30 protein-coding genes are annotated in these 26,918 nt (G+C 63.0%); 21 read left to right on the top strand and 9 right to left on the bottom strand.

Going from position 1 to position 26,918, the window contains the following annotated elements:
* The first annotated feature begins 26 nt into the window (after nucleotides 1–26).
* From NATGR_RS13690 to NATGR_RS13680, 3 genes are all read left to right on the top strand, one after another.
* On the top strand, nucleotides 27–2,522 hold the full coding sequence (locus NATGR_RS13690; protein ID WP_101932284.1) for a penicillin acylase family protein: 2,496 nt from the start codon (nucleotides 27–29) through the stop codon (nucleotides 2,520–2,522).
* Complete coding sequence (locus NATGR_RS13685; RefSeq protein ID WP_005577285.1) at nucleotides 2,519–2,950, top strand: hypothetical protein; 432 nt, start codon at nucleotides 2,519–2,521, stop codon at nucleotides 2,948–2,950. Before NATGR_RS13690 ends, NATGR_RS13685 begins: the two co-directional genes overlap by 4 nt.
* 250 nt (nucleotides 2,951–3,200) lie before the next feature.
* Nucleotides 3,201–4,175 (top strand): aldo/keto reductase, encoded by a 975-nt coding sequence (locus tag NATGR_RS13680; protein ID WP_005577287.1) that lies wholly within the window; start codon nucleotides 3,201–3,203, stop codon nucleotides 4,173–4,175.
* A 22-nt stretch (nucleotides 4,176–4,197) separates the two neighbouring features.
* Here the strand turns inward: NATGR_RS13680 and tenA are convergent, their stop codons facing one another.
* Together tenA and NATGR_RS13665 are read right to left on the bottom strand one after the other, a co-directional pair.
* Complete coding sequence (gene tenA / locus NATGR_RS13675; protein ID WP_005577289.1) at nucleotides 4,198–4,875, bottom strand: thiaminase II; 678 nt, start codon at nucleotides 4,873–4,875, stop codon at nucleotides 4,198–4,200.
* A 271-nt stretch (nucleotides 4,876–5,146) separates the two neighbouring features.
* The gene (locus NATGR_RS13665) at nucleotides 5,147–6,226 is read right to left on the bottom strand and encodes a guanosine monophosphate reductase (RefSeq protein ID WP_005577293.1); all 1,080 of its coding nucleotides are present in this window, start codon (nucleotides 6,224–6,226) and stop codon (nucleotides 5,147–5,149) included.
* A gap of 112 nt (nucleotides 6,227–6,338) precedes the next feature.
* Here NATGR_RS13665 and NATGR_RS13660 point away from each other — a divergent pair, with 112 nt between their 5' ends.
* Nucleotides 6,339–7,763: an FAD-dependent oxidoreductase gene (locus tag NATGR_RS13660; RefSeq protein ID WP_005577294.1), complete on the top strand. Its 1,425-nt coding sequence runs from the start codon at nucleotides 6,339–6,341 to the stop codon at nucleotides 7,761–7,763.
* Between the two features lie 3 nt (nucleotides 7,764–7,766).
* On the opposite strand, the gene msrA is transcribed toward NATGR_RS13660, so the two are convergent.
* Together msrA and NATGR_RS13650 are read right to left on the bottom strand one after the other, a co-directional pair.
* The gene (gene msrA, locus NATGR_RS13655) at nucleotides 7,767–8,303 is read right to left on the bottom strand and encodes a peptide-methionine (S)-S-oxide reductase MsrA (protein ID WP_005577296.1); all 537 of its coding nucleotides are present in this window, start codon (nucleotides 8,301–8,303) and stop codon (nucleotides 7,767–7,769) included.
* 110 nt (nucleotides 8,304–8,413) lie between these two features.
* A complete protein-coding gene (locus NATGR_RS13650; RefSeq protein ID WP_005577298.1) occupies nucleotides 8,414–9,088 on the bottom strand; it encodes a 2,5-diamino-6-(ribosylamino)-4(3H)-pyrimidinone 5'-phosphate reductase in 675 nt (224 codons plus the stop codon).
* An 89-nt stretch (nucleotides 9,089–9,177) separates the two neighbouring features.
* Between NATGR_RS13650 and udk the strand changes: the two genes are divergently transcribed.
* A complete protein-coding gene (gene udk, locus NATGR_RS13645; protein WP_005577300.1) occupies nucleotides 9,178–9,867 on the top strand; it encodes a uridine kinase in 690 nt (229 codons plus the stop codon).
* On the opposite strand, the gene NATGR_RS13640 is transcribed toward udk, so the two are convergent.
* From NATGR_RS13640 to NATGR_RS13630, 3 genes are all read right to left on the bottom strand, one after another.
* Complete coding sequence (locus NATGR_RS13640) at nucleotides 9,864–10,820, bottom strand: DMT family transporter (protein WP_005577302.1); 957 nt, start codon at nucleotides 10,818–10,820, stop codon at nucleotides 9,864–9,866. The genes udk and NATGR_RS13640 overlap by 4 nt on opposite strands.
* 48 nt (nucleotides 10,821–10,868) lie before the next feature.
* The gene (locus tag NATGR_RS13635) at nucleotides 10,869–11,348 is read right to left on the bottom strand and encodes an SRPBCC family protein (protein WP_005577304.1); all 480 of its coding nucleotides are present in this window, start codon (nucleotides 11,346–11,348) and stop codon (nucleotides 10,869–10,871) included.
* Between the two features lie 224 nt (nucleotides 11,349–11,572).
* Nucleotides 11,573–12,568 carry a phosphate uptake regulator PhoU gene (locus tag NATGR_RS13630; RefSeq protein WP_005577306.1) on the bottom strand — a complete coding sequence of 332 codons (996 nt, stop codon included), beginning with the start codon at nucleotides 12,566–12,568 and terminating at the stop codon, nucleotides 11,573–11,575.
* Between the two features lie 209 nt (nucleotides 12,569–12,777).
* Between NATGR_RS13630 and NATGR_RS13625 the strand changes: the two genes are divergently transcribed.
* From NATGR_RS13625 to NATGR_RS13590, 8 genes are all read left to right on the top strand, one after another.
* Nucleotides 12,778–13,137 (top strand): hypothetical protein, encoded by a 360-nt coding sequence (locus NATGR_RS13625; protein WP_015233707.1) that lies wholly within the window; start codon nucleotides 12,778–12,780, stop codon nucleotides 13,135–13,137.
* 197 nt (nucleotides 13,138–13,334) lie between these two features.
* A complete protein-coding gene (locus NATGR_RS13620) occupies nucleotides 13,335–14,363 on the top strand; it encodes a PstS family phosphate ABC transporter substrate-binding protein (RefSeq protein WP_015233706.1) in 1,029 nt (342 codons plus the stop codon).
* A gap of 22 nt (nucleotides 14,364–14,385) precedes the next feature.
* Complete coding sequence (pstC, locus tag NATGR_RS13615; protein ID WP_005577312.1) at nucleotides 14,386–15,462, top strand: phosphate ABC transporter permease subunit PstC; 1,077 nt, start codon at nucleotides 14,386–14,388, stop codon at nucleotides 15,460–15,462.
* Entirely contained in the window at nucleotides 15,459–16,379 is a 921-nt protein-coding gene (gene pstA / locus NATGR_RS13610; RefSeq protein WP_005577313.1) for a phosphate ABC transporter permease PstA, read from the top strand. Before pstC ends, pstA begins: the two co-directional genes overlap by 4 nt.
* Entirely contained in the window at nucleotides 16,372–17,259 is an 888-nt protein-coding gene (gene pstB / locus NATGR_RS13605; protein WP_005577314.1) for a phosphate ABC transporter ATP-binding protein PstB, read from the top strand. Before pstA ends, pstB begins: the two co-directional genes overlap by 8 nt.
* 2 nt (nucleotides 17,260–17,261) lie before the next feature.
* Nucleotides 17,262–17,921: a phosphate signaling complex protein PhoU gene (phoU, locus tag NATGR_RS13600; RefSeq protein WP_005577316.1), complete on the top strand. Its 660-nt coding sequence runs from the start codon at nucleotides 17,262–17,264 to the stop codon at nucleotides 17,919–17,921.
* A complete protein-coding gene (locus NATGR_RS13595) occupies nucleotides 17,921–18,955 on the top strand; it encodes a phosphate signaling complex PhoU family protein (protein ID WP_005577318.1) in 1,035 nt (344 codons plus the stop codon). The genes phoU and NATGR_RS13595 overlap by 1 nt, the downstream gene beginning before the upstream one ends.
* Complete coding sequence (locus NATGR_RS13590; RefSeq protein ID WP_015233705.1) at nucleotides 18,952–19,383, top strand: arsenate-mycothiol transferase ArsC; 432 nt, start codon at nucleotides 18,952–18,954, stop codon at nucleotides 19,381–19,383. The genes NATGR_RS13595 and NATGR_RS13590 overlap by 4 nt, the downstream gene beginning before the upstream one ends.
* Nucleotides 19,384–19,427: 44 nt before the next feature.
* On the opposite strand, the gene NATGR_RS13585 is transcribed toward NATGR_RS13590, so the two are convergent.
* Complete coding sequence (locus NATGR_RS13585) at nucleotides 19,428–20,114, bottom strand: hypothetical protein (protein ID WP_005577323.1); 687 nt, start codon at nucleotides 20,112–20,114, stop codon at nucleotides 19,428–19,430.
* A 226-nt stretch (nucleotides 20,115–20,340) separates the two neighbouring features.
* Between NATGR_RS13585 and phnD the strand changes: the two genes are divergently transcribed.
* The 6 genes from phnD to NATGR_RS13555 are packed head-to-tail and all read left to right on the top strand — an operon-like array spanning nucleotide 20,341 to nucleotide 24,982.
* Nucleotides 20,341–21,525, top strand: a complete 1,185-nt coding sequence (gene phnD / locus NATGR_RS13580; protein WP_005577324.1) for a phosphate/phosphite/phosphonate ABC transporter substrate-binding protein — start codon at nucleotides 20,341–20,343, stop codon at nucleotides 21,523–21,525.
* Nucleotides 21,526–21,546: 21 nt separating this feature from the next.
* Complete coding sequence (gene phnC / locus NATGR_RS13575) at nucleotides 21,547–22,380, top strand: phosphonate ABC transporter ATP-binding protein (RefSeq protein ID WP_005577326.1); 834 nt, start codon at nucleotides 21,547–21,549, stop codon at nucleotides 22,378–22,380.
* Nucleotide 22,381: 1 nt separating this feature from the next.
* Nucleotides 22,382–23,212 (top strand): phosphonate ABC transporter, permease protein PhnE, encoded by an 831-nt coding sequence (phnE, locus tag NATGR_RS13570; protein ID WP_005577328.1) that lies wholly within the window; start codon nucleotides 22,382–22,384, stop codon nucleotides 23,210–23,212.
* Entirely contained in the window at nucleotides 23,212–24,009 is a 798-nt protein-coding gene (phnE, locus tag NATGR_RS13565) for a phosphonate ABC transporter, permease protein PhnE (protein ID WP_005577329.1), read from the top strand. The genes phnE (NATGR_RS13570) and phnE (NATGR_RS13565) overlap by 1 nt, the downstream gene beginning before the upstream one ends.
* A 2-nt stretch (nucleotides 24,010–24,011) precedes the next feature.
* Nucleotides 24,012–24,242 (top strand): hypothetical protein, encoded by a 231-nt coding sequence (locus tag NATGR_RS13560; protein WP_005577331.1) that lies wholly within the window; start codon nucleotides 24,012–24,014, stop codon nucleotides 24,240–24,242.
* A gap of 35 nt (nucleotides 24,243–24,277) precedes the next feature.
* Nucleotides 24,278–24,982, top strand: coding sequence for an HAD family hydrolase (locus NATGR_RS13555; RefSeq protein WP_005577333.1), 705 nt, complete (start codon nucleotides 24,278–24,280; stop codon nucleotides 24,980–24,982).
* Between the two features lie 335 nt (nucleotides 24,983–25,317).
* Here NATGR_RS13555 and lrpA1 read toward each other — a convergent pair whose 3' ends face one another.
* Nucleotides 25,318–25,746 (bottom strand): HTH-type transcriptional regulator LrpA1, encoded by a 429-nt coding sequence (gene lrpA1, locus NATGR_RS13550; RefSeq protein ID WP_005577335.1) that lies wholly within the window; start codon nucleotides 25,744–25,746, stop codon nucleotides 25,318–25,320.
* A gap of 141 nt (nucleotides 25,747–25,887) precedes the next feature.
* On the opposite strand from lrpA1, the gene NATGR_RS13545 reads away from it, so the two are divergent.
* Together NATGR_RS13545 and NATGR_RS13540 are read left to right on the top strand one after the other, a co-directional pair.
* The gene (locus NATGR_RS13545; RefSeq protein ID WP_005577336.1) at nucleotides 25,888–26,208 is read left to right on the top strand and encodes a hypothetical protein; all 321 of its coding nucleotides are present in this window, start codon (nucleotides 25,888–25,890) and stop codon (nucleotides 26,206–26,208) included.
* A 49-nt stretch (nucleotides 26,209–26,257) separates the two neighbouring features.
* Complete coding sequence (locus NATGR_RS13540; protein ID WP_005577338.1) at nucleotides 26,258–26,794, top strand: DUF5815 family protein; 537 nt, start codon at nucleotides 26,258–26,260, stop codon at nucleotides 26,792–26,794.
* Nucleotides 26,795–26,918 lie beyond the last annotated feature (124 nt).

The raw sequence follows: 26,918 nt of genomic DNA, 5'->3' as shown, positions 1-26,918 counted from the left end.
GGATTCGGCAGGACGTACGAGTAACCGTGAAACGTGAGACCACACGTCGTGGGCTCTTCGCGGGGGCACTCGCCGCCGGCCTCGGTGGGCTCACCGTGAGCGGCGCGGGGGAACTGCTCGACTCCTTTGCACCGCTGTCGGGTCGCGCCTGGAACGCCGCCGACAGAGAGCTCCCGGAGTCAGTCGAGAACCCGTACGGCGATGCAAGCGTCAGCTACGACGAGTACGGCGTCCCGACGATCGAAGCCGACGACGAGGAAGCCGCGTACTTCGCCGTCGGCTACGTCCAGGCCTACGACCGGCTGTTCCAGCTCGACCTCCAGCGACGAGTCATGCGCGGCCACGTCTCCGAGCTTGTCGGCGAGGCAACACTCGAGGACGACGAGTTCCACGTCGCGATGGACTTCGTCGGCGCTGCGGCAGCCACGTGGGAGTACGTCGCCGACACCCCTGCGGGGCCGCTGGTCGAGGCCTACGCCGACGGGGTCAACGCGGCGATAGAACGGGAACAGCTACCACTCGAGTTCGAACTGCTCGACTACGAACCCCGCGAGTGGACGCCGGTCGACTCGATGCTGATGGAGAAACAGATCTCCTGGGACCTGACGGGAAGTTTCGACGAACTTCGGCGCGCGGTGATCGCCGAGCGGCTTGGCGAGGACGTTCTCGAGGAGCTGTACCCCGAACGGATGGATCACGACGTGCCGATCCTCCGAGAGACGGCCGAGGAGGACGAAAACGGCGACAACGAGGACGACGAAACCGACGAGAACTCGGCGTTTCTCGGCCTCGAGACCGACGCCGTCGGCGGGGAACTGGCGAGTTGGCTCTCCCGGTTCGAGTCGCCCACGGGCGTCGGCTCGAACAGTTGGGTCGTCTCCGGCGAACACACCGAGAGCGGGTCGCCCATCGTCGCCTACGACCCCCATCTTTCGCTGATGACGCCGCCGCTGTGGTACGAACAGCACGTCGAGACGCCCGAGACATCGGTTCGAGGTGCGACGTTTCCGGGCGTTCCGTTTATCATCACCGGCGCGAACGAGACGGGGACGTGGTCGTTCACCAACGTCGGCGCGGACGTACTGGACTGTTACGAGTACGACCTGCGGGAGTCGAACGGCGACTCGAGCGACGAGGACGAGACCGGCGACGGCGGCGACTACCACTTCTCGAGCACCGACGCGGACGAGTACCGCTACGGCGACGAGTGGCGCGAGTTCGAGACCGAAGAGCGGACGATTCCCGTCGCCGACGGCCCAGACCGAACGTTCACGATCACAAAGACCGTCCACGGCCCCGTCCTCGAGCGCGAGGGACAGACGGTCGGCGTCGCCTGGACGGGCCACACCGCGACGCGGACGACGGAAGCGATCTACGAGTTCGAGCGCAGCAGTGGGGTAGCGGACGTTCTCGAGGCGACCCGACGGTTCGACCTGCCGACCCAGAACTTAGTCTACGCCGACACCGACGGCCGGACGCTGTACTTCGTCACCGGGAAGCTTCCCGTCCGGACGGTCGACGGCGAGGTGGTCTCGGGCAACCGAATCTTCGACGGCTCCGAAGGCGACGGCGAGTGGGCTGGCTTCACGCCCTTCGGTGAGTCCGCCTGGGACGAGGCGGATGCAGGATTCGTCCCCTTCGCGGAGAAGCCACACGCGATCGACCCCGACGTCCTCGCGACCGCGAACCAGCGGGTGACAGACGACACCACCCCCTACGTCGGCGTCGACTACGCGACGCCCTACCGCGGTGGACGGATCTACGCTCGGCTCGACGACCGACTCGAGAACGGCGAACCGACCGACCTCGAGTTCCACCAGGAACTACAGAACGATACCTACGACGGCCGGGCGGCCCAACTGGTGCCGGAGCTCGTCGCGGCCGTCGAGGACCACAGGGCGATCTCGGACGTTCTCGACGACGCCGCCGCGACGCTTGCCGACTGGGACTACCACGTGGACCGGGACTCGTACCCGGCCCTGCTGTTCGCCCGCTGGCTCGAGCACTACCGACGGGAGGTCTTCGAACCCGAGTTCGAGGAGGCCGACCTGGACGACTCCTACTACCCGAACGACTGGGTACTCGCGACGCTTCCCGAGGATAGCGACTGGTTCGACGGCTCACGGGACGAACGGATGGTCGCCGCGCTCGAGACGGGGCTCGAGGAGATCAACGACGAAGGCTGGCAGCGGTACGGCGACTGGAACACGACCGGCCCGATCGAACACCCCTTCGGCGTCGAAGCGCCGTTTCTCGACTACGCGGAACGGCCAGCCGACGGTTCGGCGGCGACAGTCAAGAACTACCGCGTCGACTCCGCGGTCGGGGCGAGCTGGCGGATGGTCGTCGATCCCGACGGCGACGCGCAGGCAGTCCTCCCCGGTGGCAACTCGGGAGACTACTTCTCTGCCCACTACGACGACCAGTTCGAACTGTGGCTCGAGGGAGAACAGCGACCGATGGATCGAGCGGCCGACGGCGAGGTCGACATCTCGTTCGAACAACGGGAGGAACCCGAATGACGAGCGACACTCGGGCGGAACCGGCCGAGGACGGACGCACGGACCGGACGCCAGCGAACAGCGGCGACGAGTCAGACCCCGACCGAAGCGTCAGCGATCGACTCGAGACGCCCCTCGAGAGAGCCAGGACCGACCCACGAGCACACGCGGTCGCGGTCACTGGAGCGGTGATCGTCGGTCTCGCTTTCTCGTGGCTCCACTGGGTCGGACTCGTCTTCGGCGGCGCACTCGTCGGTTTCCTCTCGCCGACGCTTCCCCGGGCGCTGCTGGGTGGCGTCGGCTTCGGAGTGATCGTTCTCGTCGCCTTCGCGCTGGTGCTTGGCGAGGCGGCGCTGGTCGTCGCCGGGACGACACCGATCGTCTCCGTCGCTCTCGCGGCTGCGATCGGACTGCCAGCGTTCGGGTCGCTGGCCAGACTACTACACTAACGAACCGACGGTCGACTGCGTAGCGGACTGCGTTAGTCGCGGTCGAAGACGCTCTTTATTTTCGACACGATGCCATCTTCGTCGTTTTGCTGCTCGTCGTGGTCGTGTTCGTCCGCCATAGCACGTGGTACTAGCGAATCATCCCCCTAAAAAATGATGGCTCTAGAGAATGTCTGCGCTACCTGCTGGTCGTATCTTCGTGGATTTCCAGGCCACGTACTGTTTTGCCTCTCGTCCCCTAGGCCGGCACATGGAGTACACGACGCTCGGTTCGACCGGTATGGAGGTCAGTCGGCTCTGTCTGGGCTGTATGAGCTTCGGCTCGAGCGACTGGCGCGAGTGGGTCCTCGAAGCGGAAGAGAGCAAGGAGATCATCGAGCGAGCGATCGACCTCGGGATCAACTTCTTCGACACCGCGGACATGTACTCGAAGGGCGAATCCGAGCGCATCCTCGGCGACGCCCTCGAGGGCCATCGCGAGGAGTCGGTCGTCGCAACCAAGGGCTACTTCCAGATGCGCGAGGACGACCCCAACTCGGGTGGGCTCTCCCGGAAGGCACTCGAGCAGGAACTCGCGGCCAGCCGCGACCGGCTGGGGATGGAGACGATCGACCTCTACCAGATCCACCGCTGGGATTACGACACGCCGATCGAGACGACGCTGAAAGCGTTAGACGACGCCGTCCGCCGAGGCCACGTCCGGTACGTCGGTGCCTCCTCGATGTGGGTCCACCAGTTCGCCGAGTCGCTCTATACGAGCGACAAGCTCGGCCTCGAGCGGTTCGTCACGATGCAAAACCACTACAACCTCGTCTACCGCGAGGAGGAACGCGAGATGCTCCCGCTGTGTGAGAACGAAAACGTCGGCGTCCTCCCGTGGTCACCGCTGGCACGGGGGTATCTCACCCGGCCATACGAGGAGATCGACGCGACGGCCCGTGGCGAGGCCGAGGAGAACATGTACGAACACCCCTACCGCGAGGGCGGCGGCCGGGAGATCAACGAACGCGTCGCCGAACTCGCCGCCCAGAAGGGCGTGACGATGGCCCAAATCGCGCTGGCCTGGCTACTCCACAAGGAGTGGATCGACGCGCCGATTATCGGGACCACGAGCGTTGAGCACCTGGAGCAAGCCGTCGAAGCCCTCGAGATTTCGCTGTCGGCCTCTGATGTGGCCTACCTCGAGGAGCCGTACGAGCCGGTTCCGGTTTCCGGTCACGACTAGCTTTCGCTGGTCGAAATCGCGGCTACGTCTCGATTGCCGTCGTCTCCCACCCTTCTTTCGTGTACGCCATCTCCCAGAACTGGTGCTCGAGTCGGGCACTCGTCAGGAACGCCTCGCGCATGGCCTCGTGTTCGCCGGGGTAGCGTTCGCCACAGCGGTCGACGAACGAGCGCATCCAGTCGACGGCCTCGTGGAACTCGTCGCTGGTGTACTTCTCGACGAACGGCAGGTAGGGATTGTCTTCCTCCTCGAGGTTGTCGGCGATGTGCTCGGCGATGTCGAGATATCCCTGCCCACAGGGGTAGATCGCCGCCGCGATCTCGGCGAGCGAGCCCTCGTGTGCCGTCCGCACGAGGAAGTTCGTGTAGGCGACACAGGTCGGCGACTTCTGGACGGTCTCGAGGTCGGTGGGTTCGATCCCGTAGTCGGCGGCGAACTCGCGGTGGAGATCCATTTCGAAGTCGAGTATCTCGTGGGCGACGCCCAGCAGGTGTGTCATCGTCTCCTCGTCGCGGGCCTTCGCGCCGCCGATGGCGAAGACGCGAGCGTAATCAAGCAGGTACCGGTAGTCCTGTCGCACCCAGGTGAGAAACGCCTCCTCGTCTAAGCTTCCCGCCGCGAGTTCCCGGACGAAGGGATGTCGCTTCTGTGCTTCCCAGACCGATTCGCCGTCCTCGAGGAGTTGATCGCTGAACGCCATCGACAAACGGTACGGATTACACAGTAATATAATCTAGTTATTCGTGTCTTGGCTTCGTGGGCAGCGAGCGCGAACGGCGTCAAACAAGGAACCGACGGCCTCGAGGGTGAGGTCGTCGACGAAGTCGATAACACGGTTTCGACCCGAACTGTCGACCGAGAGCGTGGATCGCGGAGGACGCCGAACTCGCGTCTCGTACGGGTTGCTGTAGCCATCCTGGTGGAACGGCTTCGGGCTCCGATCGGACGGAAATGACTTACAGCAAACCGTATCAGTCGTCGGCCGTTGCGGTGTCCATGCTGTCGACACTGACGGTTTCCCACTCGTCGTCGGTGTGAGCGCCTTCTCGCTCCCTGGCGCTTGCTGCAACGCGGATGAACGCTGCGTTTTCCCGTGCCTCCGGAATCGTGTGGCCGCCACAGTAAGAGATCCCGGACCGGATGCCAGCACAGAACTCCGCCGCAACGTCCTCGACCAGCCCCTTGTACGGCGTCAGCCCTTCGACGCCCTCGTCGGCGCGGACGTTCTCTGCCTTGTCGTTCCGTTCGCTCGCCGCCGTCGTCGTAGCCATGCCACGGGAGCGCTTGTATCGAACGCCATCGAGTTCGATGATCTCGCTCGGTGCCTCTGCCGTTCCGGCAAAGAGGCTCCCGAGCATCACGGTATCCGCACCGGCCATCAGCGCCTTCACCGCATCTCCCGAGGTCCGGATGCCGCCGTCCGCGACGACAGTGACACCACGTTCTCGAGCGACGTCGGCACAGTCGTCGACTGCCGTCAACTGTGGCACACCAGCACCGGCGACTTTCCGCGTCGTACAGTGAGAGCCCGGGCCGACGCCGACCTTGACGCAGTCGGCTCCTGCCTCGGCGAGATCCTCGACGCCTTCTGCCGTCGCCACGTTCCCCACGATCAGGTTGATGTCGGGAAACGTCGACCGAAGTTCCTTGGTCGCTTCGAGAGTCCGTTCCATGTGGCCGTGTGCAACGTCGACGACGATCGCCGTCGCGCCAGCCTCGAGCAACGCCCCGGTCCGCGCGAGGTAGTCCTCGTTGATCCCGACAGCAGCAGTGACTGGCTGTCCAGCGTCGGTGACGGCGGCAACCTCCTCAGCCTGTTCCTCGATAGTCAAGAACCGGTGGATCGTCCCGACGCCGCCGGCCTCGGCGAGCGCGATGGCGAGTTCCGATTCCGTGACCGTGTCCATCGCGGCCGAGACGAGCGGCGTCTCGAGCTCGAGATTCGGCGTGAGATGTGTCGATAGATCGACATCGCTACGGCTGTCGACGGACGATCGCTGTGGGACCAGCAACACGTCCCCGTAACTGAGTCCCGTCCGTATGTCGTTCATAACCCGTCAGACGGTGGGCCCGAGCAGTAATAAAGTCGTTGCCTCGTGGCGATACCGCACTGCTCACCGGCCGGGGACGCGATTTACGGGCCCACGTATCGTCCGTGTGTCTATGAGCGAGACGTTCGTGATCGTCGGTGGCGACGCGGCAGGCATGTCCGCGGCGAGCAAGGCGAAACGCGACGACCCCAACCTCGAGGTCGTCGTCTTCGAGAGGGGAGAGTGGGTCTCCTACGGGGCCTGCGGACTCCCCTACTACGTGAAAGGCGAGATCCAGTCGCTGGAGTCGCTCGTCTCGGTGACGCCCGAATCGTTCCGCGAGGAACGCGACATCGACCTGCGGACCGGCCACGAAGTCGTCGCAATCGACCCCGACGAACGGACGGTGACTGCCGAAAGCGACGCTGCAGCGGTCGTTCAGTCCTACGATCACCTGCTGGTCGCGACCGGTGCCGAAGCCGTCGTCCCGCCAATCGAGGGAACCGACCTGGACGGCGTCTACACACTCGGGTCGATGAGCGACGGGAACGAACTTCGGGAGTACGTCGCCCGAGCCCGCAGCAGCGCGTCGTTCCAGCAACCCGATCGTGGGCCTGCCTGTCGGCACCTCGAGGACTGTGTCGGGCGCGTCGCGGTCGTCGGCGGAGGGTACATCGGGATCGAGATGGCCGAGGCACTGGCAGCGAACGACTTCGAGGTGACGCTGTTCCAGCGTGGTGACCGGCTGCTGGCAGGATTCAGCGAGGCGACGAGCGAGCACGTTATCGACCACCTCCGCGAACAGGGCGTCGACGTCAGACTCCAGGCCGAGGTACAGAAGCTGTCGGGCAGCAGAGACGCCGTCGACGCCGTCGTCACCGCGACAGCCCGGATTCCGGTCGAGATGGTCCTGCTCGGAACTGGCGTCAGCCCACGGACCGAACTCGCCGCAGACGCAGGGATCGAACGCGGACCGACCGGGGCGATCGCGACCGACGCCTACCGCGAGACGAACGTCCCGGATGTCTACGCGGCCGGCGACTGTGCCGAAGCGACCCACGTCGTCACCGGGAAGCCGACCTACGTTCCACTGGCGTTGACCGCGAATCGTCACGGCCGCGCGGTCGGCCAGACCGTCACCGGAACACCGACGGAAGGCGGTGGCGTAGCGGGGACGGCCGCCGTCAAAGCCTTCGACGCCGAGGCCGCACGGACCGGAATCGTCGACCACGAACGCGCTCGAGCGGCTGGATTCGAGCCTGTCACCGAGACGATCACAGCGAAATCGCGTGCCGGCTACTACCCCGAAGGCAGCGACGTGACGGTTACCCTGACAGCCGACCGCGAGACCAGTCGTCTGCTAGGTGCAAGCCTCGTCAGCGAGTACGGGGAAGGTGCGGTCCACCGCAGCCACGCAATCGTCGCCGCTCTCGAGGAGGATGCGACGGTTTTCGACCTCGAGAACTACGACCTCGCGTACGCACCGCCGTTCAACACGACGTGGGACCCCGTGCTGGTCGCGGCGAAAGTGCTCGGCGGGCAGTTACGTGGGAAGTGAACGTCAGTCGTCGGCTGCCGACGCTTTCGTCTCGAATTTCTCGCGGACTTTCTCGACTTTCGGCGCCGCGTGCATCGTACAGTAGGCGTCGTTCGGGTTCTTCTCGAAGTAGTTCTGGTGATACGCCGCGGCCTCGTAGAACGTATCGAGCGGTTCGATCTCCGTTACGATCCCGTCGTACAGCCCCTCGGCCTCGAGTTCTTCGGCGAATTTCCGGGCTGTCTCGAGTTGCTCGTCGTCGTGGGCGTAGATCGCCGATCGGTACTGCGAGCCGACGTCTGGCCCCTCGCGGTCTTTCGTCGTCGGATCGTGAATCGTAAAGAAGACCTCGAGCAGGTCCTCGAAGACCACGACGTCGGGGTCGTACTCGAGTTGGACGACCTCGGTGTGGCCCGTTTTTCCAGTACAGACCTCCTCGTACGTTGGGTCCTCCGCGTGGCCGCCCGCGTAGCCGGAGGTGACAGATTCGACGCCCTCGAGTTCTTCGACGGCCGCCTCGACACACCAGAAACAGCCGCCACCGAATGTCGCACGGTCCATACGTGACTGGACGGGCCACGAGAGGAAAGATGTGACGGGTTCACGTCTCTCTTTGAACGGCTCTGTTAAATCATACAGCTACTGGCCGTCTTTTCCACCCTGACACCGTCTCACTCCCCAGTAGTTGCCGTCCAGGTCAGCAAGACGCCGTCGCCGATTCGCTCGACGCCCTCGAGGTCGAGCGTCGGAAAGTCTTCGACGAACCCCTCGCCGTCGGCCAGCGTCGGTGCGTCGCGGCCGCCGATCACGGTCGGCCCCACGAAGACTCGAAGTTCGTCGACCAGGCCGACCTCGAACAGCGAGAAGATGAGTTCGCCCCCGCCCTCGACCATGACTCGCTCGAGGCCGTCTTCTTGCAACGCCGCGAACGCCCGCAGGAGGTCGACCCGATCCTCGCCCGCGGTCACGAGTTCAGTGTCGGACTGGTCGGCCAGTGCCATTCGACGGTCGACCGGCGCGGCCTCGCTCACGCAGACGTAGGTCGTCGCCGCGTCGTCGACGATATCTGCGTCCAGCGGCGTCCGGGCCTTCGAGTCGACGACGACTCGAGCGGGATTCCCGGGATTGCCGTCCTCGAGTCGCCGGTCTCTGCGTTCGGCGTCTTTGACGGTGAGACGGGGGTCGTCCGCGAGGACGGTGCCGACGCCGACGACGACGGCGTCGCTGTCGGCCCGCAATCTGTCCACTCGGTCGAAATCGTCTTCGCCGCTGATCGCGATCTGTTCGCGGCGTCTCGAGGAGAGTTTGCCGTCCGCGCTCGTGGCGGCGTTGACGACGACGTGCATACCGGTTCTGCTGGGTGGATCGTAAAGAAGCCAGCGTCTGCTCGATCCGTATCAGGGATTTGATTACGGACGGCACCCAGCCTCGAGTGATGAATATCCCGTCGTTCGTCATCGGGATCGCCGGGGGGACGGGGGCCGGGAAGACCACCGTCGCGCGGCGACTCGCCGAGGCAGTGGGCGAACCAGTCACGCGCATTCCGCTGGACAACTACTACGAGGACCTCTCACACCTCGAGTACGAGGAACGCGAGTCGGTCAACTACGACCATCCGTCCGCGTTCGAGTGGGAACTGCTGCGGGAGCACCTCGAGACGCTGTTGCTGGGGCAGTCGATCGAGATGCCCCAGTACGACTTCGAGGCCCACAATCGCAAGGACGAACGCGTGCCCGTCGAGCCGACGGACGTGATCGTCCTCGAGGGCATCTTCTCGCTGTACGACGAGGAGATCCTCGACATGCTCGATCTGCGGATCTACGTGTTGACCGACGCCGACGTCCGCATCCTGCGTCGAATCGACCGCGACGTCGTCGACCGCGGCCGTGATCTCGAGGAAGTCATCGACCAGTACCTCGAGACGGTCAAGCCGATGCACGAGCAGTTCGTCGAACCGACGAAGAAGGAAGCCGACGTAATCATTCCGGAGGGTGCGAACCGCTCTGCGCTGGCGCTTCTGATCGAGAAAGTCGAGTCCGAACTCGACGACGATCGGGAAGACCCCGGCGCTCTCGGCCGGACCCGGGACGACGGCTCGGTCGTCGACAGTTCGGCGACTCGCTAGCCCTCGGTACTGGATTCTTCAGGGTCGACCTCGAGGTCGGCGTGCTCCGTGTCGACCCCGTTTCGCCGCTCGCGTTCGATCGTCGTCACGTAAATTCCCGCGAGCACCACGAATCCACCGGCGACGGTGATCGCATCGGGCACCTCGGCGAGCAAGACCAGCGCGAGCAACGTTGCACCCACGGGCTCGCCGAGCCAGGAGACACTGACCACGACCGACTCGAGGTGTTTCAACACCCAGTTGACGACGGTGTGGCCGAAGACGCCTGGGCCGACGGCCATCCCCAGGAAGAGCAGCCACTCGCGGGCCGGGTAGGCGACGAACCCGTGACCCTGAGCGGTGACGAGGACGCCGAGTGCCACCACACAGGCCGTGTAGACGACGGTAACGTAGGGAAACAGGGAGACGCGTTGTCGGATCGACCGGCCGGCGAGCACGTAGCCCGCGACGGTCACCGCGCCAAGCAACGCGAGCGCGTTGCCGTACGTCGTCGCGTCCGACAGCGGTGCCTGGCCCGCGTCGCCGAACGACATCGCAGTGGCACCGACGATCGCAACGGCGATGCCGGCGACCGTTTCGGCGGACACTCGCTCGCCGAGCAAGAGCGTGGCACCGAGTGCGACGAAGATCGGCTGGGTCTGGACCAGCGTCACGCTCGCCGCGACGCTCGTGTGGTTCAGGCTCTCGAACCAGGCCGCGAAGTGAACCGCGAGCGCGACTCCCGCGGCGATGGCGACGACGACATCACGACTCGAGAGGCGGGCGAACTCCTCGCGGTACCGAAGGACGGCGACGGGCGCGACGAGCGCCGTCGTAAAGAGGACGCGGTAGAACGCCGCCACCGAACTCGGGGCCTGACTCCAACGAACGAGAATGGCGCTCGTACTCGCCGCAAAGATCGCAAAGACGAGCGCGACGTACGGTGTCGTCTCCGTCTCGAAGTCGGGTCGCACGCGTTACTGGAACACTCGAGCGAACGGGCAAACGTGTTCCGGAACGCGTTACTCGAGTCGCTCCTTCGTCCTGCGGTGTCGGTCGCGGAACATAGCCTCGAATCCGAGTGACGAGAACGGCGACGCGGCGTCTCCCAGCGGCCCCAGCGGGAGGTCGTACTCGACGCGATCCCGGAGAACTGTCTGGTCGCCGTCGGCGTAGAAAGCGTGAGTGTGCACCCAGCGATCGAAGGGTCCGTGGACCATTTCGTCGCGGAAGTACGCGGTCCCGTCGTCCCGGTCGCGGTCCGTGATGACGGACGTCCAGTGCTGCCGGGGCCCGACGCCGAACGGACGGATCGACATGGCGACTTCTGCTTCCTCCTCGAGAACGTCGGGGTCGGCCTCGCCGTCGGACCCCATTACGGCCTCGATCCGAAGGTGCATCCAGTCCGGGGTGAGTTCCTCGAGTCCCGCGGTTCGCGAGTGAAAGTCCCAGACGTCCTCGAGCGAAGCCTGAACTGTCGTTCGGCGTTCGTAGGTCGGCATAGCAGGTTGTATCACGGCCAGCCGCAAAACGTCGGTGTGTCATACGGTTTGCTGTCATAGGGATTATCGTAGCCAACCGGAGGTTTCAAAGCCCGTCCTTCGATGCTGTGTCGTGGTTCGTCACGGGAAAACTATGAACTCCGACGATACTCCCTATCAGTCAGTGCCGGCGCGACCGCGAGCGCTCCTGTGGTCGCGCCGAGACATCGTGACAGCAGTCCGTATCAGGGACTCGGTGTGGCGTTCTGGAGCGCCGTCTCGGCGACGTTGCCGCCGTAGTCCGCGCTCCGGGAGAGCGAGTCGAGGACGAGCCCGAGCGACTGTGCCTGCACGGAGTCGAGCTCTCGCAGCAGGTCGTCGATACGGCGCGTGTGTCCGTCGATTCCGCGCACTGACTCGAGGACATCGTGGCTCAGTTCGGTCGCCTCGTCGCTGTCCTCGACAAACAGCGCGTCCATGGCGGTCTCGAGAATGTCTGTCGTCGATTCGTGTAGTTCTCCCAGTGCGTCTGCGACGTCTGCCGGGATAGCGTCGAGTTTGAGCGCCAGTTGGCTGATCTTGACCGCGTGGTCGGCGATCCGCTCGAGTTGGCGGGCGCTCGAGTGGTAGTCGAAACAGTCCTCTTGGGACACGCCGAGTTCTTCCGTGGCACCGGGTGATCGGAGCGTCGCACGGAATATCCGGGAGACGACGAGCCACAGGCGATCGATATCGTCGTCCCGGTCGATGACGTCTCGGGCGATGTCGTCGTCGTTCTCTACCAACGCCGTGACCGCATCTTCGAGCATCGCGGTCGCGATCAGCCGCATCCGGGTGACGGCGTTGACGATCGAGAGTTCCGCGGAATCGAGCAGATCCTGGACGACGACGTGGTCAGCTCCTTCCTCGACGACTTCGACGCCGACGAGACCCTGTATGGCACTGCGGATCACCCGCCGCTGGTCGGTCGTGAGGCGACTCGCCTCGAGTCGGATGACGTCGAACCCGCTGACGTACATCGTAAAGACCGCTCGAACGAGTTCCGCGTCCTCGAGGGTCGACACCTCGAGTGTCCCCTCCTGGTGGTCGGTGTCGGTTCGGGGTGTTACGAGGAGCGTCTCGTCGTCGGCGTACAGTTCGACAGTATCGCCGCTGGTAACGTCGTTTTCGGTCGCCCACGTCTTCGGAAGCGAAACGGTGTACGTCGAGCCGCCGGTCACCTGGACTTTCCGCGTCTCCATGGTACGAGTTGCCGATAGAAAGACTATAAATTTACCTCTATCTATAGAGATGGTCAATATATGGCTTTAGAGGGATTGATGGTCGACTGTATCTGCACGTATCGGAACCTATCTGCCTATGAATATCCCGACCACTATTGCGAATTTGATATAGCTATATAGCTGTTCGGGAAGGGAACCGTTTTATTTATTCGGTCGGATGCTGGTGTATGGCTGAGGAGTCTTCGACCGGGCCGATGCGGCTACGAATGTCGGGTGTGGGAGTCGTTGCCGGCGGTGTGCTTCTCGCCGGAGCAACCGTGATTGTTTCGTTCTGGCTCGCCGCAGTACTCGTAATCGTTTGTGGCGGTATCTGGATGATCGTCGATGATGGGACCGATGCGTTTCAGGGCTCGGTCGGCGTCCTCGCCGTCGGCCTCATCGGGCTTTTAGAGGCGCTTTCCGGGATCGGTCTGGGACTCGATCCCGTGGCGTTTGCAACGCTTGCAGTCGCCTTCGGCTGTTTCGACGTGGCCGCAGGGCTGCTACTTGGCCGATTCTCGAGCGCCAACGCGACACGTGAGTCCTAACGGACACAGGACATCCAGCGCTATCTTCCAGGCACCGTGGACTCGCCATGCTCACCAGTCGTCGCGTTTCTGGCGTACGTTCGGCTATAGAGTCGTCCGTACCGGTACGAACGGCTCTCGAGGTGAGTATATAATTACTAAATCGAATATATAGGTATTAGCACGGTTTTTATACCAATCCTCGGAAACAACGGTCGATGGCACCAAGCCAGAACGTACGAGGAAGCGGACTGAGTCGACGATCGGCGATCGCCACTATCGGTAGTGTCGGTGCACTGGCACTGGCCGGTTGCATGGGTGGAGACGAAGACGGACTCTCTGGAACGATCCAGGCCTCCGGTTCCAACACCGTGGCACCGATCACACAGGTGGCCGCCGAGGACTTCGAGGCGGAATTCTCCGGCGTCGGCGTGAACGTCGAACCAGAGGGAACCGGGGCTGGGTTTCAGGAATTTTGCCGCGCGAACTCGGCGTTCCAGAGTGCGAGCCGTGAAATCACTGACGAGGAGGTCGATCTCTGTGGCGGGAACGACGTCGAGTACAGCCACTACACGGTTGGACAGGATACGCTCGCGGTCGGCGTCAACGAGGACAACGACTGGTGTGAGCAGATCACCCTGGACGAGCTTCGGGAAATCTGGGAGTTCGAATCCGACGTTCAACAGTGGAGCGACGTTCGTGACGAGTGGCCGGACGAAGACATCGCACTCCACGGACGCGACTCCGCCTCCGGCACGTTCGATTACTTCACCGAGAACATCAACGGCGAAATGGGGGACATTCGGGACGACTACTCCCCGACGAGCCAGACCGACGAGATCTGGGACGCGGTCGCGGACAACGAGTACGCCCTCGGCTGGGGTGGCGTCGGCCACCTCAGAAGCCTCCAAGAACAGGGTGGGACTCTGAAAACCGTCGCGGTCGAGAGCGAGACCGACGGCGAGTTCTACCCGCCAGAAGAACAATACATCGAAGAGGGCCAGTACTCCCCGCTCGCTCGGCCGCTGTTCTTCTACTTCAACCACGCCGAACTCGAGGAGCGACCGGACCTGATCGCGTCGTTTGCCCGCTTCTACATCAACAACCAGCACGAGTTCGCCACGACAGTCGACTTCTACCGAGCGACCGACCAGGACATCGTCGACAACCACGACCAACTCGACAGCGTGCTCGAGGAGATCGGCGAAGACCCCGACGAGATCACGGTCGAGCGACAGGACCCCTGAGCCGACTGACGCTTACGTACCCATGAGTACCGAACCACAATCGGGACCGGGAATCTCGGGCGACGACAGCCTCGAGGCTGCCCACGAACGGAACCGGCGGATTCGTCGGCTCCTTTTCGGCTGTGCGGCGGTCACCGTCGTGACGACGGTCGCCATCTTCCTGGTCCTGTTCGACAACGCGGCGAGTTACTTCTTCGGTGCCCGGATCAGCGAGATGCTCTTTGCGGGCGAAGCCGTCGAACGGACGGTCTCGTTCGTCGAGTTCTTCACCGGGACCCGGTGGGCACCCGCTCATGCCACGCCTGCACACGGCGTCTTACCCATCGTCTGGGGGACGCTCGCGATCACGATCGGTGCCGGGCTGGTCTCGATTCCCATCGGAACCGCGACGGCACTGTACCTCTCCGAGTATGCCTCGACTGGAACGCGAAACAAGCTCAAGCCGATCCTCGAGGTGCTCGCCGGCATCCCGACGATCGTCTACGGCTACTTCGCGATTTCGTTCGTTACGCCCATACTGGTCGACGGGATCGCGACCGACATCCTGAACCCGATCGGTTCGGGACTCGACTCGATCAGTCACCTCGCACCGTTCCTCCTCGAGCCGGTTTCGGCCTGGATGCTGGGGGCTAGCGTCGGCCGATACAGTATGCTTGCCGGGATCGTCGTCGTCGGCACGATGACGATTCCGATGGTGTCGTCGATCAGTGAAGACGCGATGCAGGCAGTGCCCGACGATCTCAGAGACGGGGCGTACGCTCTCGGGGCGACGAAGTATCAGGTGTCGACCCGAATCGTCCTTCCAGCGGCGGTATCGGGGATCTTCGCGTCGTACATCCTTGCGCTCTCACGAGCGATCGGAGAGACGATGGCAGTCACGCTCGCCGCGGGGTTCAATCCGACCCTCACGGTGAACCCCTTCGACGAAATTATGACGATGACCGCCTATCTGGTCTCGATGGCCCGCGGGACGTCCGCGGTCGGGACCGTGGAGTACCAGAGCCTGTTCGCTGTTGGCCTGCTGTTGTTCCTGCTGACGCTTACGATGAACTTGCTCAACGACCGATTGAAACAGCGATTCCAGGAGGAGTACCGATGAGTACGAAACGCGAACCTGGATTCCTCGCTGACGTCGACCTGACGCGGGAAAAGTTGGTTAACCGGCTGTTCTACGGCACGCTCGTCGTCGCATCGCTGTTCGGACTCGTCATGCTGGTGCTGTTGATCGCGGACGTAATCTGGGAGGCCGGCCAGGCGCTATCGACGTTCGACATCGACATCGGTACGTTCCTCACGGCCACGTCCTCGTCGCGTCCGGAACGCGCTGGCTTCGGGGCGTCGATACTCGCCTCGCTCTGGCTGATCGGACTGACGGCCGTACTAGCCTTCTTTATCGCCGTCGGTTGCGCGATCTACCTGGTCGAGTACGCCCCGGAAAACCGCACCACCCGGCTGATCGAGGCAAATCTCGCAAACCTCGCTGGTGTCCCGTCGATCGTCTACGGACTGCTCGTTCTGGCGTTGATCGTCAACGACGCTGGATTGGGTTCGGTCATCCTCGCGGGAGCGATCGCCCTCGCGCTGTTGATCGTCCCGATCATCATCGTCGCCACGATCGAATCGATCCGGGCCGTGCCAAGCAGCGTCCGCGACGGCTCCTACGCCATGGGCGCGACGAAGTGGCAGACGATCCGCCGTGTCGTCCTCCCACAGGCGATGCCCGGTATCCTCACCGGCACGATTCTGGCGCTCGCCCGCGCCATCGGCGAGACGGCCCCGCTGATCATGGTCGGAACCATGCTGCACGCGACGCGGTACCCGTCGGGGCCACTCTCGTCGTTCAGCGCGATGCCGACCCAGATCTACAACTGGACCTACCAGGCCGACCGGATGTTCAACGGGCTGGCGGCACTCGGCATCGTCGTCTTACTGTTGTTCCTGGTCGCAATGTACGCCCTCGCGGGCTATCTGCGGAACCGATACGAAACCGACGGCGGATCGATCAGCAATGTCTAGCAACACCACGAACGAACGGACGACTGGCGAATCGACGAGCGAAACGGAGGGCCCGCCGGACGACACGATCATCGAGACCGACATCAGCGTCGGCCCGGACTCGAGTCGTACCACCGGCTGCCCCGATACGATCGTCCGGGCGGAGAACCTAGCTGTCTACTACGGCGACGACCGCGCGCTCTCGGATGTCACGATCGAGATCCCCGAAAACCGCGTAACGGCGATGATCGGTCCCTCGGGTTGTGGGAAGTCGACGTTCCTTCGCTCGATCAACCGGATGAACGACCGGATCGCAGCCGCACGCGTAGAGGGCGACCTCTACTTCCGCGGGAAGAACGTCTACGACGAGGACGTCGATCCCGTCGCCTTGCGCCGGAAGATCGGCCAGGTGTTCCAGTCGCCGAACCCGTTCCCGAAGTCGATCTACGACAACGTCGCCTACGGCCTTCGCGTCCAGGGAAAAGCCGACGACGTTGACCTCGACGAAGCGGTCGAACGCGCACTTCGCGGGGCCGCGCTGTGGGACGAAGTACACGATCAACTCGGGGAGTCGGGTCTCGACCTCTCGGGCGGCCAGCAACAGCGTCTTTGCATCGCTCGCGCCATCGCGACCGATCCCGAGGTTATCCTGATGGACGAACCGACCTCCGCACTCGACCCCGTCGCCGCCTCGAAGATCGAGGACCTCATCGACGAACTCGTCGAGGAGTATACGGTTATCATCGTCACCCACAACATGCAACAGGCGGCCCGTATCTCCGACAAAACGGCCGTCTTCCTCACCGGCGGCGAACTCGTCGAGTTCGACGACACCGCGAGGATCTTCGAGAACCCCGATGACGATCGCGTCGAGGACTACATCACCGGCAAGTTTGGATAACCATGTCGAGAGATACCTACCAGGAGCAACTCTACGAACTGCAGGAGGACGTCCTCGAGATGAGCGACGTCGTCTGTCAACGGTTTCGGCGTGCACTCGAGGCCTACGAGACGGGCGACGAGGCGCTCGCCGAGAGCGTGATCGAGGGAGACCACGAAATTAATCAGCTGTACCTCGACCTTGAGGGCGACTGCGTCGAATTGCTCGCACTCCAACAGCCCGTTGCGAGCGACTTGCGATTCGTCGCCTCGTCGTTCAAGATCATCACGGACCTCGAACGGGTCGGCGACCTCGCCGTGAACCTCGCAGCGTACGCGACACAGTCCGGCCGCGAGCGCTACCCGGAGGTCGACGTCGTCCACATCGGCACCGAGACGATCCTGCTGCTCGAGGCTGCGATGCAGGCGTACGCGACAGACGATGCGGCGGCGACCCACGAAATCGCTGCGACGGACGACGAGATCGATGTGCTCTGTGAACGAGCAAGTCGGACCGTCGTCCGGGAGCTACTGGCGGCCGACCCCTCGGACGAGCAACTGCTCGAGGACGTCTCGCGGATGCTGCTGACGATCCGCGATCTGGAACGGGTCGGTGACCACGCGGTCAACGTCGCTGCACGAACGCTGTATATGGTCGACAACGACGAGACACTCCTCTACTGATGGGACACGAAGCGCTAACGAACGGTTCCGACGGCCCTGTCGAACGGACGGTCCAGCTAGTTGGTGACTCGACGTTCGCCGTTTCACTGCCGAAATCGTGGGCGGTCGAGCAGGACCTCGAGCCGGGGATGTCGATGTACCTCTATCCCCACGAAGATCGACTGGTCGCTGCGCCCGATACCGTCTCCGCCCAGGACCGGACCGTGACGATCGACGCGAGCACCGTGACTGACGAAGTCGTGTTGTGCCGGATCGACGCTGCGTACGAGGCTGGCTTCGACCGAATCACGGTTACGAACCTCGAGGGGACTGATTCGGGGTGTAGACGTGCTATCGACCGGACGACGAGCCGACGTATCGGGCTCACCGTCCAGGAAGCAAGCGGTGAGTGTCTGACAATCGCGAACGTGCTAGCTGCCAGTGACGTGTCGCTCCCGCAAACGATCGCCCAGGAACGGCAACTCCTCGCCGAAATGTATACCGACGCGATCACAGCTTTCGTAACCGGCGACGAAGAGCTCGCCGAACGTGTGATCGCCCGCGACGACGACATCGATCGCCTGTCTACGTTCGTTTCCCGAGGGTTTCACCGTGGTCTCGAAAACGTACACGAGATAGAACAACTCGGTACCGACCGGGTCGCGGCGTTCCGCGAGTACCGAGTTGCCCAGAGTCTGGAGCGAATCGCTGACCACGCGGCACGTATCGCGACGATCGCGACACGACAAACAGCGCCCCCCGACGGACCGGTTGCCGATCGCCTCGAGCCGATCGCTGCTGCCGTCCGTGAGGTTCTCGAGTCGGCACTCGAGGGAGACGCCGAGACAGCGTACGAGAGGGCAGGCGCTGTCGAACAGCGCCTAGACGAGTTCGATCAGTATCCCTACGACGGGGCAGAGACAAATGCGTACCAGTACGGTGTGGTTATCGGACGACTACGACAAACGACGACGGACAGTCGTCTGATCGCCGACACGATGACCGAACCGATGCTCACCGACCGAGACACGAGCAACCGACGATCACAGCTATGAATCCAACGACACTCAGTTTCGTTTGCGTGCAAAACGCTGGCCGGAGTCAGATGGCGACCGCGTTCGCTGAACGGGAACGGTCGAAACGGGGGCTCGAAGACGACGTTCGTATCCGGACAGGCGGGACTGCTCCCGCTAACAGCGTTCACGACGTCGTACTGACGGCAATGAACGAGGTTGGTGCCGATCTCTCCGACCGGCAGCCACGAGAAATCACACCCGAGGGGATCGAAACCAGTGACATCGTCATCACGATGGGATGCTCTGCCGATGGCATCTGTCCTGCTACCTGGCGCGGCGATGCCCGGGACTGGGAGCTGACCGATCCACACGGCCGGTCGCTCGCGGCGGTTCGCGAACTCCGCGATGAGATTCGTACTCGTGTCGAAGCGTTGTTCGACGAACTCGAGGCACAGGCCGGAACGTAAATCCGAAACGGAGCGGTCGAGAGGGCTTTTCCATCGAGACGGTATCAAGAGCGAAGCGTCTCGAACGCCGATTCGACCCGGTCCCGTAGTGGTCTCGTCGCCTGATACCGGTCGCAACCCCAGACGACGTCGCCGTCGGCATCGATTCCGAAATAGGGTTCCTTGCCCGACCCAATCCCGACGTAGAGATATCGATCGTCGCCGTGGAACCCGAGGACGCGGGGTGTGCGTCCGCGTACTGCGTGCGTGGCTCGTAGCTCACTCGAGAACACGTCGAGCAGAGACATCGTCGACGCCGGCGGCCGGGTGGCAATCGCGACCAAGTCACCGTCTGGACGAATCGCGGGACGACCCAGCGTCGCGTCGAATCGCCGTGAGAACATCGGTTCACCCGAGCCGAACACCTCGAGTGTCGAACCAATCTCCGTCGAGTCGGTGCCGCTGACGACGGCGACCGTGCCGTCGTCGGCGATCGCGCCGTTGGTGGGACGAGTAACCGGTCGGTCGTCGACGATCCGTCCGTTCTGGATTCGAAACAGACGGGACTCGGAACCGCTCGTAGGACGACCGAACGCGAGCGTCCAGGTGCCAGTCGGCGATTCGACGGTTCGACAGTAGTACTCCTGCCCGTCGACCTGCCGGGTCTCGTCGATTGGCTCATTCGGCACTGCCGACGGATCGAAGCCCGGTGGCTCGGCAGGGCCGTGTCGAAAGAGCTGATTCCGAATCACGAACGGGTCTCCGGCGTGTAGGCTCTTGAACGCGAGTATTTGGGGTGTGTACGCGAGTGGATCGCTCCCTGAGGGTCCGTCGACGTACCGAGCAGTACGTAGCGGAACGGAGTCGACTGTGTGTTTGGTGTGTCACCCACACTCCCGTTCCCGGTACGTTCAGTTCCCTGTCCAGACATATAAGAAATATAAGGAGTATTTGTCGAGGCCTTTCGATCCATGAGTGATGGCAGACAGACACGCGACTCAGAGCGGACGGTCCTCGAGACGAACTTTCGTACTGGCGACCGGCACAATCGCCACGTCGCTTCTCGCCGGCTGTCTGGACGGGGACGACGGTGGAGGGCAGGCCGGGGCTGGTCTCGGCGGTGACAGCGGCAGTGATAGCGGCGAACCGCGAGACCCGATGCTCTCGACGGACTTCGACCCGGAGAACCCGGACTGGGAGAACAACAACTACCTCGGGGGGCTCATCGACGAGAACGACTTCGTTCGTGGGACCGAGTTCGACCTCGAGAACATGGGTGACCGTGGCCGTACCGAGGCCGTCTACGGTACCGAACCGCGCGACCACCCGGACGATCCGTCGGCGTGGATCGACCCGGACCCGATCGTGTACGCTGATCTACCCCGGGAAGACAGCGAACAGGCCTACGCCGATCAGCTGGAGCCGATGATCGAGAAACTCGAGGCGGAAACGGGTCGAAGCGTCGAGTTTCAGACGATCGAGAGTTATGCGGCGGTCGTCGAGGGGATGCGCTCCGAGCGAATCCACATCGCGAACTTCGCGACCGGCAACACGCCGTTCGGCGTGAACATGGCTGGGATGGTTCCCCTGGCGATGGGGATCGAGGGGGACGGCGAGTTCGGGTACCGACTGCTGGCGATCACCCGCGCGGGGCTGGACGACATACAGAGCGTCGAGGACTTCAACGACTTCCGGGCCGCACATACCGAAGAGTCGTCGAACTCGGGGAACCAGGCTCCGTCCGCGCTGTTCGACGAACACTTCGGGCTCACCAGAGGCGAGAACTACGACCCCGAGATGTCGGGCGGACACGAACAGTCCGCTCGCGGAATCGCATACGGGGACTACGACTGTGGCCCGATCTGTAGTACGTGTATCGAACGGACCATCGACGCGGTCGACGACATTAGCTGGGACGACTTCAAAGTCGTCTGGGCAGCCGACCCATTCCCGTCGGGCCCGGTTGGGTACCGGTACAACCTCCACGAAGAGATCATCGAGGGCGCTCGAGAGACCTTCCTGAACACGGACTGGTCGGGAACCGTCTTCGGTGAAGAGGCGGGCTATCCGACCTACGTGGAGGTCGACTACGTGAATCACTGGCACGACGTGATGCTCAATCAACAGTACAACGGGGTCGAGTACGACGAAGCGAACCTCTAGATCACACGTCCATCTCTATCAATGCTCGAAGTTACGAACTTACGGAAGGTGTACCCGACCGGCGACGAAGCGCTAACCGGCGTCTCAACCACTATCGAGGGGAACGAGATCGTCGCGATGATCGGACCGAGCGGTGCCGGAAAGTCGACGTTCATCCGGTGTATCAACCGATTGACCGATCCGACCGAAGGCGAAGTCACCCTCGACGGAACTGAACTCACCGCACTCGACAGCGGCGAGATGAAAACTGCACGGCGAAACGTCGGGATGGTCTTTCAGGAGTACAACCTCGTCGAACGGCTCACCGTCATGGAGAACGTACTCTCCGGCCGACTCGGCTACGTCTCGAACTGGGCGGCCTTGCGTCGGAACTTCCCCCAGGAAGACGTCGAAATGGCCTACGATATCCTCGAGACGGTCGGTCTCGGTGGGATGGAGAACAAACGCGCGGACGAACTGTCCGGTGGGCAACGCCAGCGCGTCGGGATCGCCCGTGCTGTCGTCCAGGAACCGAAAATCCTGCTCGCCGACGAACCGACCAGCAGCCTCGATCCGGACACCTCACACGCCGTGATGGAACTGCTCACCGAGATCGCAGCCGAACGGAACATTCCCGTCCTGATCAACATCCACGAAGTCCACCTGGCCGTCGAGTACGCCGATCGCATTCTCGGCTTGCACGAGGGGGAACTCGTCTTCGATGGCCCGACGGCGGACCTCGACGAGAACGCGAAAGATGTCATCTACCGCGGCAAAGCGCTCGCAGGCGAGTCCTCGAGCAACTACGTCGAGGGCTCCGACACCGTCACCGGCGAGACAGAACCCACCGACAAATCCACAATCACGGGGGACTGAGATGGCGACAGAAGAGGGACACTCGGAGTTTCCGCCGGATCGTACCTGGCGGCGGCCGACTACGTTCGGGAATCATCGTGTAAAGTGGGCCGTTTACGTCGGAGCGACGTTGTTCGTCCTCTGGTCGCTCGTCTCCCTGCTGGCGGACGTTAGCCTCGGACGGCTGCTTACCGGCGTGAACAACGGCCTATTGCTCCTCGAGGCGATGGTGCCGCCGAACACGGCGAGCGAAAACGTCGATCGGGTCGTCGGCTACATGGGGGAGACGATCGCGATGGCGTTCGTCGCGACGTTTACCGGCGTGTTGATCTCGCTCCCGATCGCGTTCGGTGCTGCAGAGAACATTGCGCCCCGACCGATCTACTATCTCAGTCGAGGGATCATTAGCATCACGCGGGCGATCGACGAACTCATCGTTGCCATCATCGCGGTGAAAGCCGTCGGGGTCGGGCCGCTGGCCGGTATCGTCGCGATCAGCTATTTGACGATCGGCTTCTTTTCGAAGCTGTTCGCCGAGGATATCGAGGACATCGACATGGGGGCGAAAGCGGCGATCGACGCTACCGGTGCCTCGCGTTTCCAGACGCTCGTCTACGCGGTCGTCCCGCAGGTCGCGCCACGATTCGTCGGCTTGACCGTCTACCGCTGGGACATCAACATCCGCTCGTCTACTATCATCGGAATCGTCGGCGCTGGTGGCATCGGGACGTTGCTGTTGCGATCGTTCGAACGGTACGAGTACGACTTCGCAGCGCTGATCCTGCTCGCTATCATCGCCGTCGTCCTCGCTGGCGAACTGTTCAGCGCGTACGTTCGACGGAGGGTTCAGTGATGGCCACGAACTCCGGTCCTCGCTGGCGACGCTTCGAATCCCGAGAGCGAATGAAACGGGTCGCCGCGTTTTTCGTGGCCATGGGGACAGTCGTCGTCTCGTGGCTCCACATGGGGCTCGACGTCCAGTACATCCGAACAGCGCCAGCCGAACTACTGGACCTCGCGGTCCGGATGTTCCCGCCGGACTGGGGGTATGCGCCCGAAATCGTCGTGCCGCTGCTCGAGACGGTACACATCGCCGTCGTTGGGACGATCATCGCCCTCACTGCGTCGGTCCCAGTCGCCTTCCTGGCAGCCAAAAACACGACGCCAAACCGGATTACGTACGCGATCGGCAAGCTGATCGTCACTGTCTCCCGATCGGTTCACGTCGTTATCTGGGCGATGGTGTTCGTCGTCATGTTCGGCCCCGGCGCGTTCGCCGGGATGGTCGCGATTGCCGTCCGATCGGTCGGATTCGTCGCCAAACTGCTCGGCGAAGAGATCGAAGAGATCGGGTTCGATCAGGTCGAGGCGATCCGTGCGACCGGAGCCTCTTCGTCCCAGGTCCTGCTCTACAGCGTCATCCCCCAGATCAAGCCCGCACTCGTCGGGATCGGCGTCTATCGGTGGGACATCAACGTCCGTAGCGCGACGATCCTCGGCGCGGTCGGTGCCGGCGGGATCGGCGTCCAGCTGTTCAACTCCGTCGACGCGTTCCGGTGGTCGGCCGTCCTGACGATACTGATCGCTATCCTCGGCATCGTCCTCCTGAGCGAGACGATCTCCGCCCGCGCTCGAGCGATGGTGCGCTGACCATGGCATCGAGCAACCGACCCACCTCGAAACGAACAGTGATTGTGACGATCGGCTCCGCGCTCGCGCTCGGTGCGACTGGTTACAGAAGCACACGGAAGAACGACCGCGCGGACGACCCAGCCACGGAACCCACCCGGACGGCGACGTCGGACGAGCGAGACGATCCCAGCGCGACGGGAGCGATTACAGATGCAACGGACGACGAAGGCGACTGCGGCTGTCACGGCTAAGATCACGATCACGACGACTCACTCACGTCACAACGATGACCACGAGACTCACACACAATGCGACGATCGAACCGGACGGCAAACAGGCGCTGCTGTTCGACATGGACGGCGTCATCCTCGAGGGGTACGGAACCGATCCCGACGTACACGCCTGCGCGTTCCGCGATGCAGTCGACGACCTCGATTTCGACCCCGAAGTCCCCCTCGAGTCGTTGCCTGCACTGGAGACCGACGAATACACCGAGACGTTCGCGAGGACCTGCCAGGAACTCGGCCTCGACCCGGCGGAGTTTTACGCGCTCCGCGAGGAGTACAGCGCCAAGCGGTCGATCGACCGCATCAAAAGGGGTGCTCGCGGACTCTACGACGATGTCGACGTTCTCGACGAACTCGACCGATCGCACCCGGTCGGACTCGTGAGCAACAACTACGATCCGACGGTCTCGTTCGTCGTCGACCATTTCGACCTCGAGGCGTTCTCGTTCGTCCGTGGCCGAGACCTCGGCGTCGAAGGTTTCCGGCGACGGAAACCGGAGCCGTACTACATCGAGACAGCCCTCGACGCCCTCGGACTCGACGACGGGATGTACGTCGGCGACCGCGAGACGGACCTGCTCGCCGCCCAGAACGCAGGACTCGTCCCGGTTCTGATCCGACGACCGCACAACGAGACACTCGAGCCGTCGATCGACAACCATCTCGAGATCGAGTCGCTCGAGGAGTTACTCGAGCACCTGTAACTGCTACCAGCGCCGGTTTTCGACCTTTCGACGAAATTCTGACCGGACAGTTGATACTCACAGTCGCCGACTCGCTCACGACGCTCCCATCACAGACGGGGCTCACAGCAGAGCGATTCGCGGGCCCAGTAGTGCAGCCTCTTGACAACCGGCGTTCCGGTCGAGTCAGTACGACCCCAGGCGAGATAGCGGACTCCATCTCTTCTCTCTCGAGTGGGCCTCCGTCCTGCCGCCTCGACACGTGGTGGAACGGTTCGGACTCGAGTAAGCGTGGGCTCGACTCTGTTCAGCCACCAGCGGCTACGGAACGTCGCGGCCACTGCTCGCGTCGTAGTTCACTTCAGCCGTTCCTGCAGGAACGACGGGTGTGCTGCAGTGACGCCCTCGATCTCGAGTAGTTCTTCCGAGATGAATTCGCCGAGTTCGTCGCCGTCTTCGGCACGCACTTCGGCCATCAGCATGTGGTCGCCGCTGGAACTGTACAGCGCTTCGATCTCCTCGAGATTCTTCAGGGTCTTCGTCGCCTCGACGTAGCGTTCGCTGGCGACGTCGAGGCCGACCAACGCAATCGTCTTGCTCGAGAGTTTTTTCGGGTCGATCTCGGCGGAGTAGCCGACGATGACACCCTCTTCCTCGAGTTGATTGATGTACTTGCGAACCGTCGGCTTCGAGACGCCTGCCTGTTCGGCTATCTCGGCGTACGATGCCTGGGCATCCTCTTCGAGAACTTCGAGGATGCGATCTTCCGTCGCCTGGGTACTCATGAGAGAGTGTTTTGCTCCGGCAGGAAAATATCTTTTGTATACGAAAAGGTAGGATCTCCTATCGGTAGGTTACCAGACGGACCGGCGTCTGGGCGGCCACCGCCGGACTTATTCGGCCGCCCTGCCGACTTTCACGGAGGGATGGTCGATCCGAACTACGTAAGCGGTGCCGTCTGGTTTCTCTGTGGGCTCGCAATCTTGTATCTCGGTTACCTCATCGGCGTCCGAGGCCGAGCAGACCTGCACTCGAACTACGACGAGGAGAGTAGCGTCGATCCCGCATACGTCTCGCGGTGGGCCGGCGGCACGGCGATCCTCATGGGGTTGCTCGTCGTCGTCTACGCGATCAGAGAAGCGATCTACGGCTTCCAGCCGTACGCACTCGGCGCGCTGGTCGTCACGCTGTTGCTCCTGAGCTACGTGACGAAACTGTTCGCTCGCGGCTACGGCCATCGCGGGTAAGACGCCGAAAGTCGTCGCCCTTATGTCTCGTCCGACCGAACGGCGTCCAATGGCAGAGCCGCGCATCCCGGGCTCAGATCCGGAGCGACATCTCGAGTTACCCTGTGGGCAGACGATCGATCCGCACGACATCGACCTCGGAATGCGCGAGTACGCCTGTCCCTGCGGGGAATCTCACGCAGCCGTCACCGACGTCCATCCGCCGTCGCGGTTCTTCCCGGAGTCGCTGGTCGCCGTCCTTCAGGAGACGATCGAGACCGACGACGAGTTCGACGAGTTCGGCACACCCCACCTGATGGGTGTCGTCCTAGAAGAGTTCCCCGAGGAAGTCGTCACCTACGACGGCAGCGACGACGGCGCGGTCGGCTACGCAATGGTGTGGCTCACCGACTTCGATTCCCGACGGCTCCACGAGATCGTCGTCGAACTCGTCGTCGAACTGATGGACCACGCCGTCAGCCACGCCGACGACGATTCGGCGATCAGCGAGTTCGAATCCCAGATGCTCGAGTTCGACGTGAGCGAGTTCGTCGACCAGTATCGCGCCCAGCGGAACTTCGAGAGAGTTGGTGACGGACCCGTCTGAGACGGGTGCTGTATCGATGTCCCGGTGTAACCGCGATCCGAGGGCGTCGTCGCAGACATCGGCGGGTATCGTCGGCGCTGGGCGCGATCTTCCGGGAGGCTAGTGGGTGAGATCGTCGGTGCTG

The sequence above is a fragment of the Natronobacterium gregoryi SP2 genome (genome assembly GCF_000230715.2).
Classification (GTDB): domain Archaea; phylum Halobacteriota; class Halobacteria; order Halobacteriales; family Natrialbaceae; genus Natronobacterium; species Natronobacterium gregoryi.
This window is presented reverse-complemented; position numbering and strand designations above follow the sequence as displayed.

What these genes read in the sequence shown, in the direction of transcription:
- NATGR_RS13540 (WP_005577338.1), top strand. Translation starts at nt 26,258, where the DNA reads ATGGCAGAGCCGCGCATCCCGGGCTCAGATCCGGAGCGACATCTCGAG.
- pstC (WP_005577312.1), top strand. Translation starts at nt 14,386, where the DNA reads ATGAGTACCGAACCACAATCGGGACCGGGAATCTCGGGCGACGACAGC.
- phnE (WP_005577329.1), top strand. Translation starts at nt 23,212, where the DNA reads ATGGCCACGAACTCCGGTCCTCGCTGGCGACGCTTCGAATCCCGAGAG.
- phoU (WP_005577316.1), top strand. Translation starts at nt 17,262, where the DNA reads ATGTCGAGAGATACCTACCAGGAGCAACTCTACGAACTGCAGGAGGAC.
- NATGR_RS13680 (WP_005577287.1), top strand. Translation starts at nt 3,201, where the DNA reads ATGGAGTACACGACGCTCGGTTCGACCGGTATGGAGGTCAGTCGGCTC.
- NATGR_RS13630 (WP_005577306.1), bottom strand. Translation starts at nt 12,568, where the DNA reads ATGGAGACGCGGAAAGTCCAGGTGACCGGCGGCTCGACGTACACCGTT.
- NATGR_RS13625 (WP_015233707.1), top strand. Translation starts at nt 12,778, where the DNA reads ATGGCTGAGGAGTCTTCGACCGGGCCGATGCGGCTACGAATGTCGGGT.
- lrpA1 (WP_005577335.1), bottom strand. Translation starts at nt 25,746, where the DNA reads ATGAGTACCCAGGCGACGGAAGATCGCATCCTCGAAGTTCTCGAAGAG.
- phnE (WP_005577328.1), top strand. Translation starts at nt 22,382, where the DNA reads ATGGCGACAGAAGAGGGACACTCGGAGTTTCCGCCGGATCGTACCTGG.
- NATGR_RS13545 (WP_005577336.1), top strand. Translation starts at nt 25,888, where the DNA reads ATGGTCGATCCGAACTACGTAAGCGGTGCCGTCTGGTTTCTCTGTGGG.
- NATGR_RS13595 (WP_005577318.1), top strand. Translation starts at nt 17,921, where the DNA reads ATGGGACACGAAGCGCTAACGAACGGTTCCGACGGCCCTGTCGAACGG.
- NATGR_RS13590 (WP_015233705.1), top strand. Translation starts at nt 18,952, where the DNA reads ATGAATCCAACGACACTCAGTTTCGTTTGCGTGCAAAACGCTGGCCGG.
- phnD (WP_005577324.1), top strand. Translation starts at nt 20,341, where the DNA reads ATGGCAGACAGACACGCGACTCAGAGCGGACGGTCCTCGAGACGAACT.
- msrA (WP_005577296.1), bottom strand. Translation starts at nt 8,303, where the DNA reads ATGGACCGTGCGACATTCGGTGGCGGCTGTTTCTGGTGTGTCGAGGCG.
- pstA (WP_005577313.1), top strand. Translation starts at nt 15,459, where the DNA reads ATGAGTACGAAACGCGAACCTGGATTCCTCGCTGACGTCGACCTGACG.
- NATGR_RS13650 (WP_005577298.1), bottom strand. Translation starts at nt 9,088, where the DNA reads ATGCACGTCGTCGTCAACGCCGCCACGAGCGCGGACGGCAAACTCTCC.
- NATGR_RS13660 (WP_005577294.1), top strand. Translation starts at nt 6,339, where the DNA reads ATGAGCGAGACGTTCGTGATCGTCGGTGGCGACGCGGCAGGCATGTCC.
- NATGR_RS13555 (WP_005577333.1), top strand. Translation starts at nt 24,278, where the DNA reads ATGACCACGAGACTCACACACAATGCGACGATCGAACCGGACGGCAAA.
- phnC (WP_005577326.1), top strand. Translation starts at nt 21,547, where the DNA reads ATGCTCGAAGTTACGAACTTACGGAAGGTGTACCCGACCGGCGACGAA.
- pstB (WP_005577314.1), top strand. Translation starts at nt 16,372, where the DNA reads ATGTCTAGCAACACCACGAACGAACGGACGACTGGCGAATCGACGAGC.
- NATGR_RS13685 (WP_005577285.1), top strand. Translation starts at nt 2,519, where the DNA reads ATGACGAGCGACACTCGGGCGGAACCGGCCGAGGACGGACGCACGGAC.
- NATGR_RS13635 (WP_005577304.1), bottom strand. Translation starts at nt 11,348, where the DNA reads ATGCCGACCTACGAACGCCGAACGACAGTTCAGGCTTCGCTCGAGGAC.
- NATGR_RS13560 (WP_005577331.1), top strand. Translation starts at nt 24,012, where the DNA reads ATGGCATCGAGCAACCGACCCACCTCGAAACGAACAGTGATTGTGACG.
- NATGR_RS13665 (WP_005577293.1), bottom strand. Translation starts at nt 6,226, where the DNA reads ATGAACGACATACGGACGGGACTCAGTTACGGGGACGTGTTGCTGGTC.
- udk (WP_005577300.1), top strand. Translation starts at nt 9,178, where the DNA reads ATGAATATCCCGTCGTTCGTCATCGGGATCGCCGGGGGGACGGGGGCC.
- tenA (WP_005577289.1), bottom strand. Translation starts at nt 4,875, where the DNA reads ATGGCGTTCAGCGATCAACTCCTCGAGGACGGCGAATCGGTCTGGGAA.
- NATGR_RS13620 (WP_015233706.1), top strand. Translation starts at nt 13,335, where the DNA reads ATGGCACCAAGCCAGAACGTACGAGGAAGCGGACTGAGTCGACGATCG.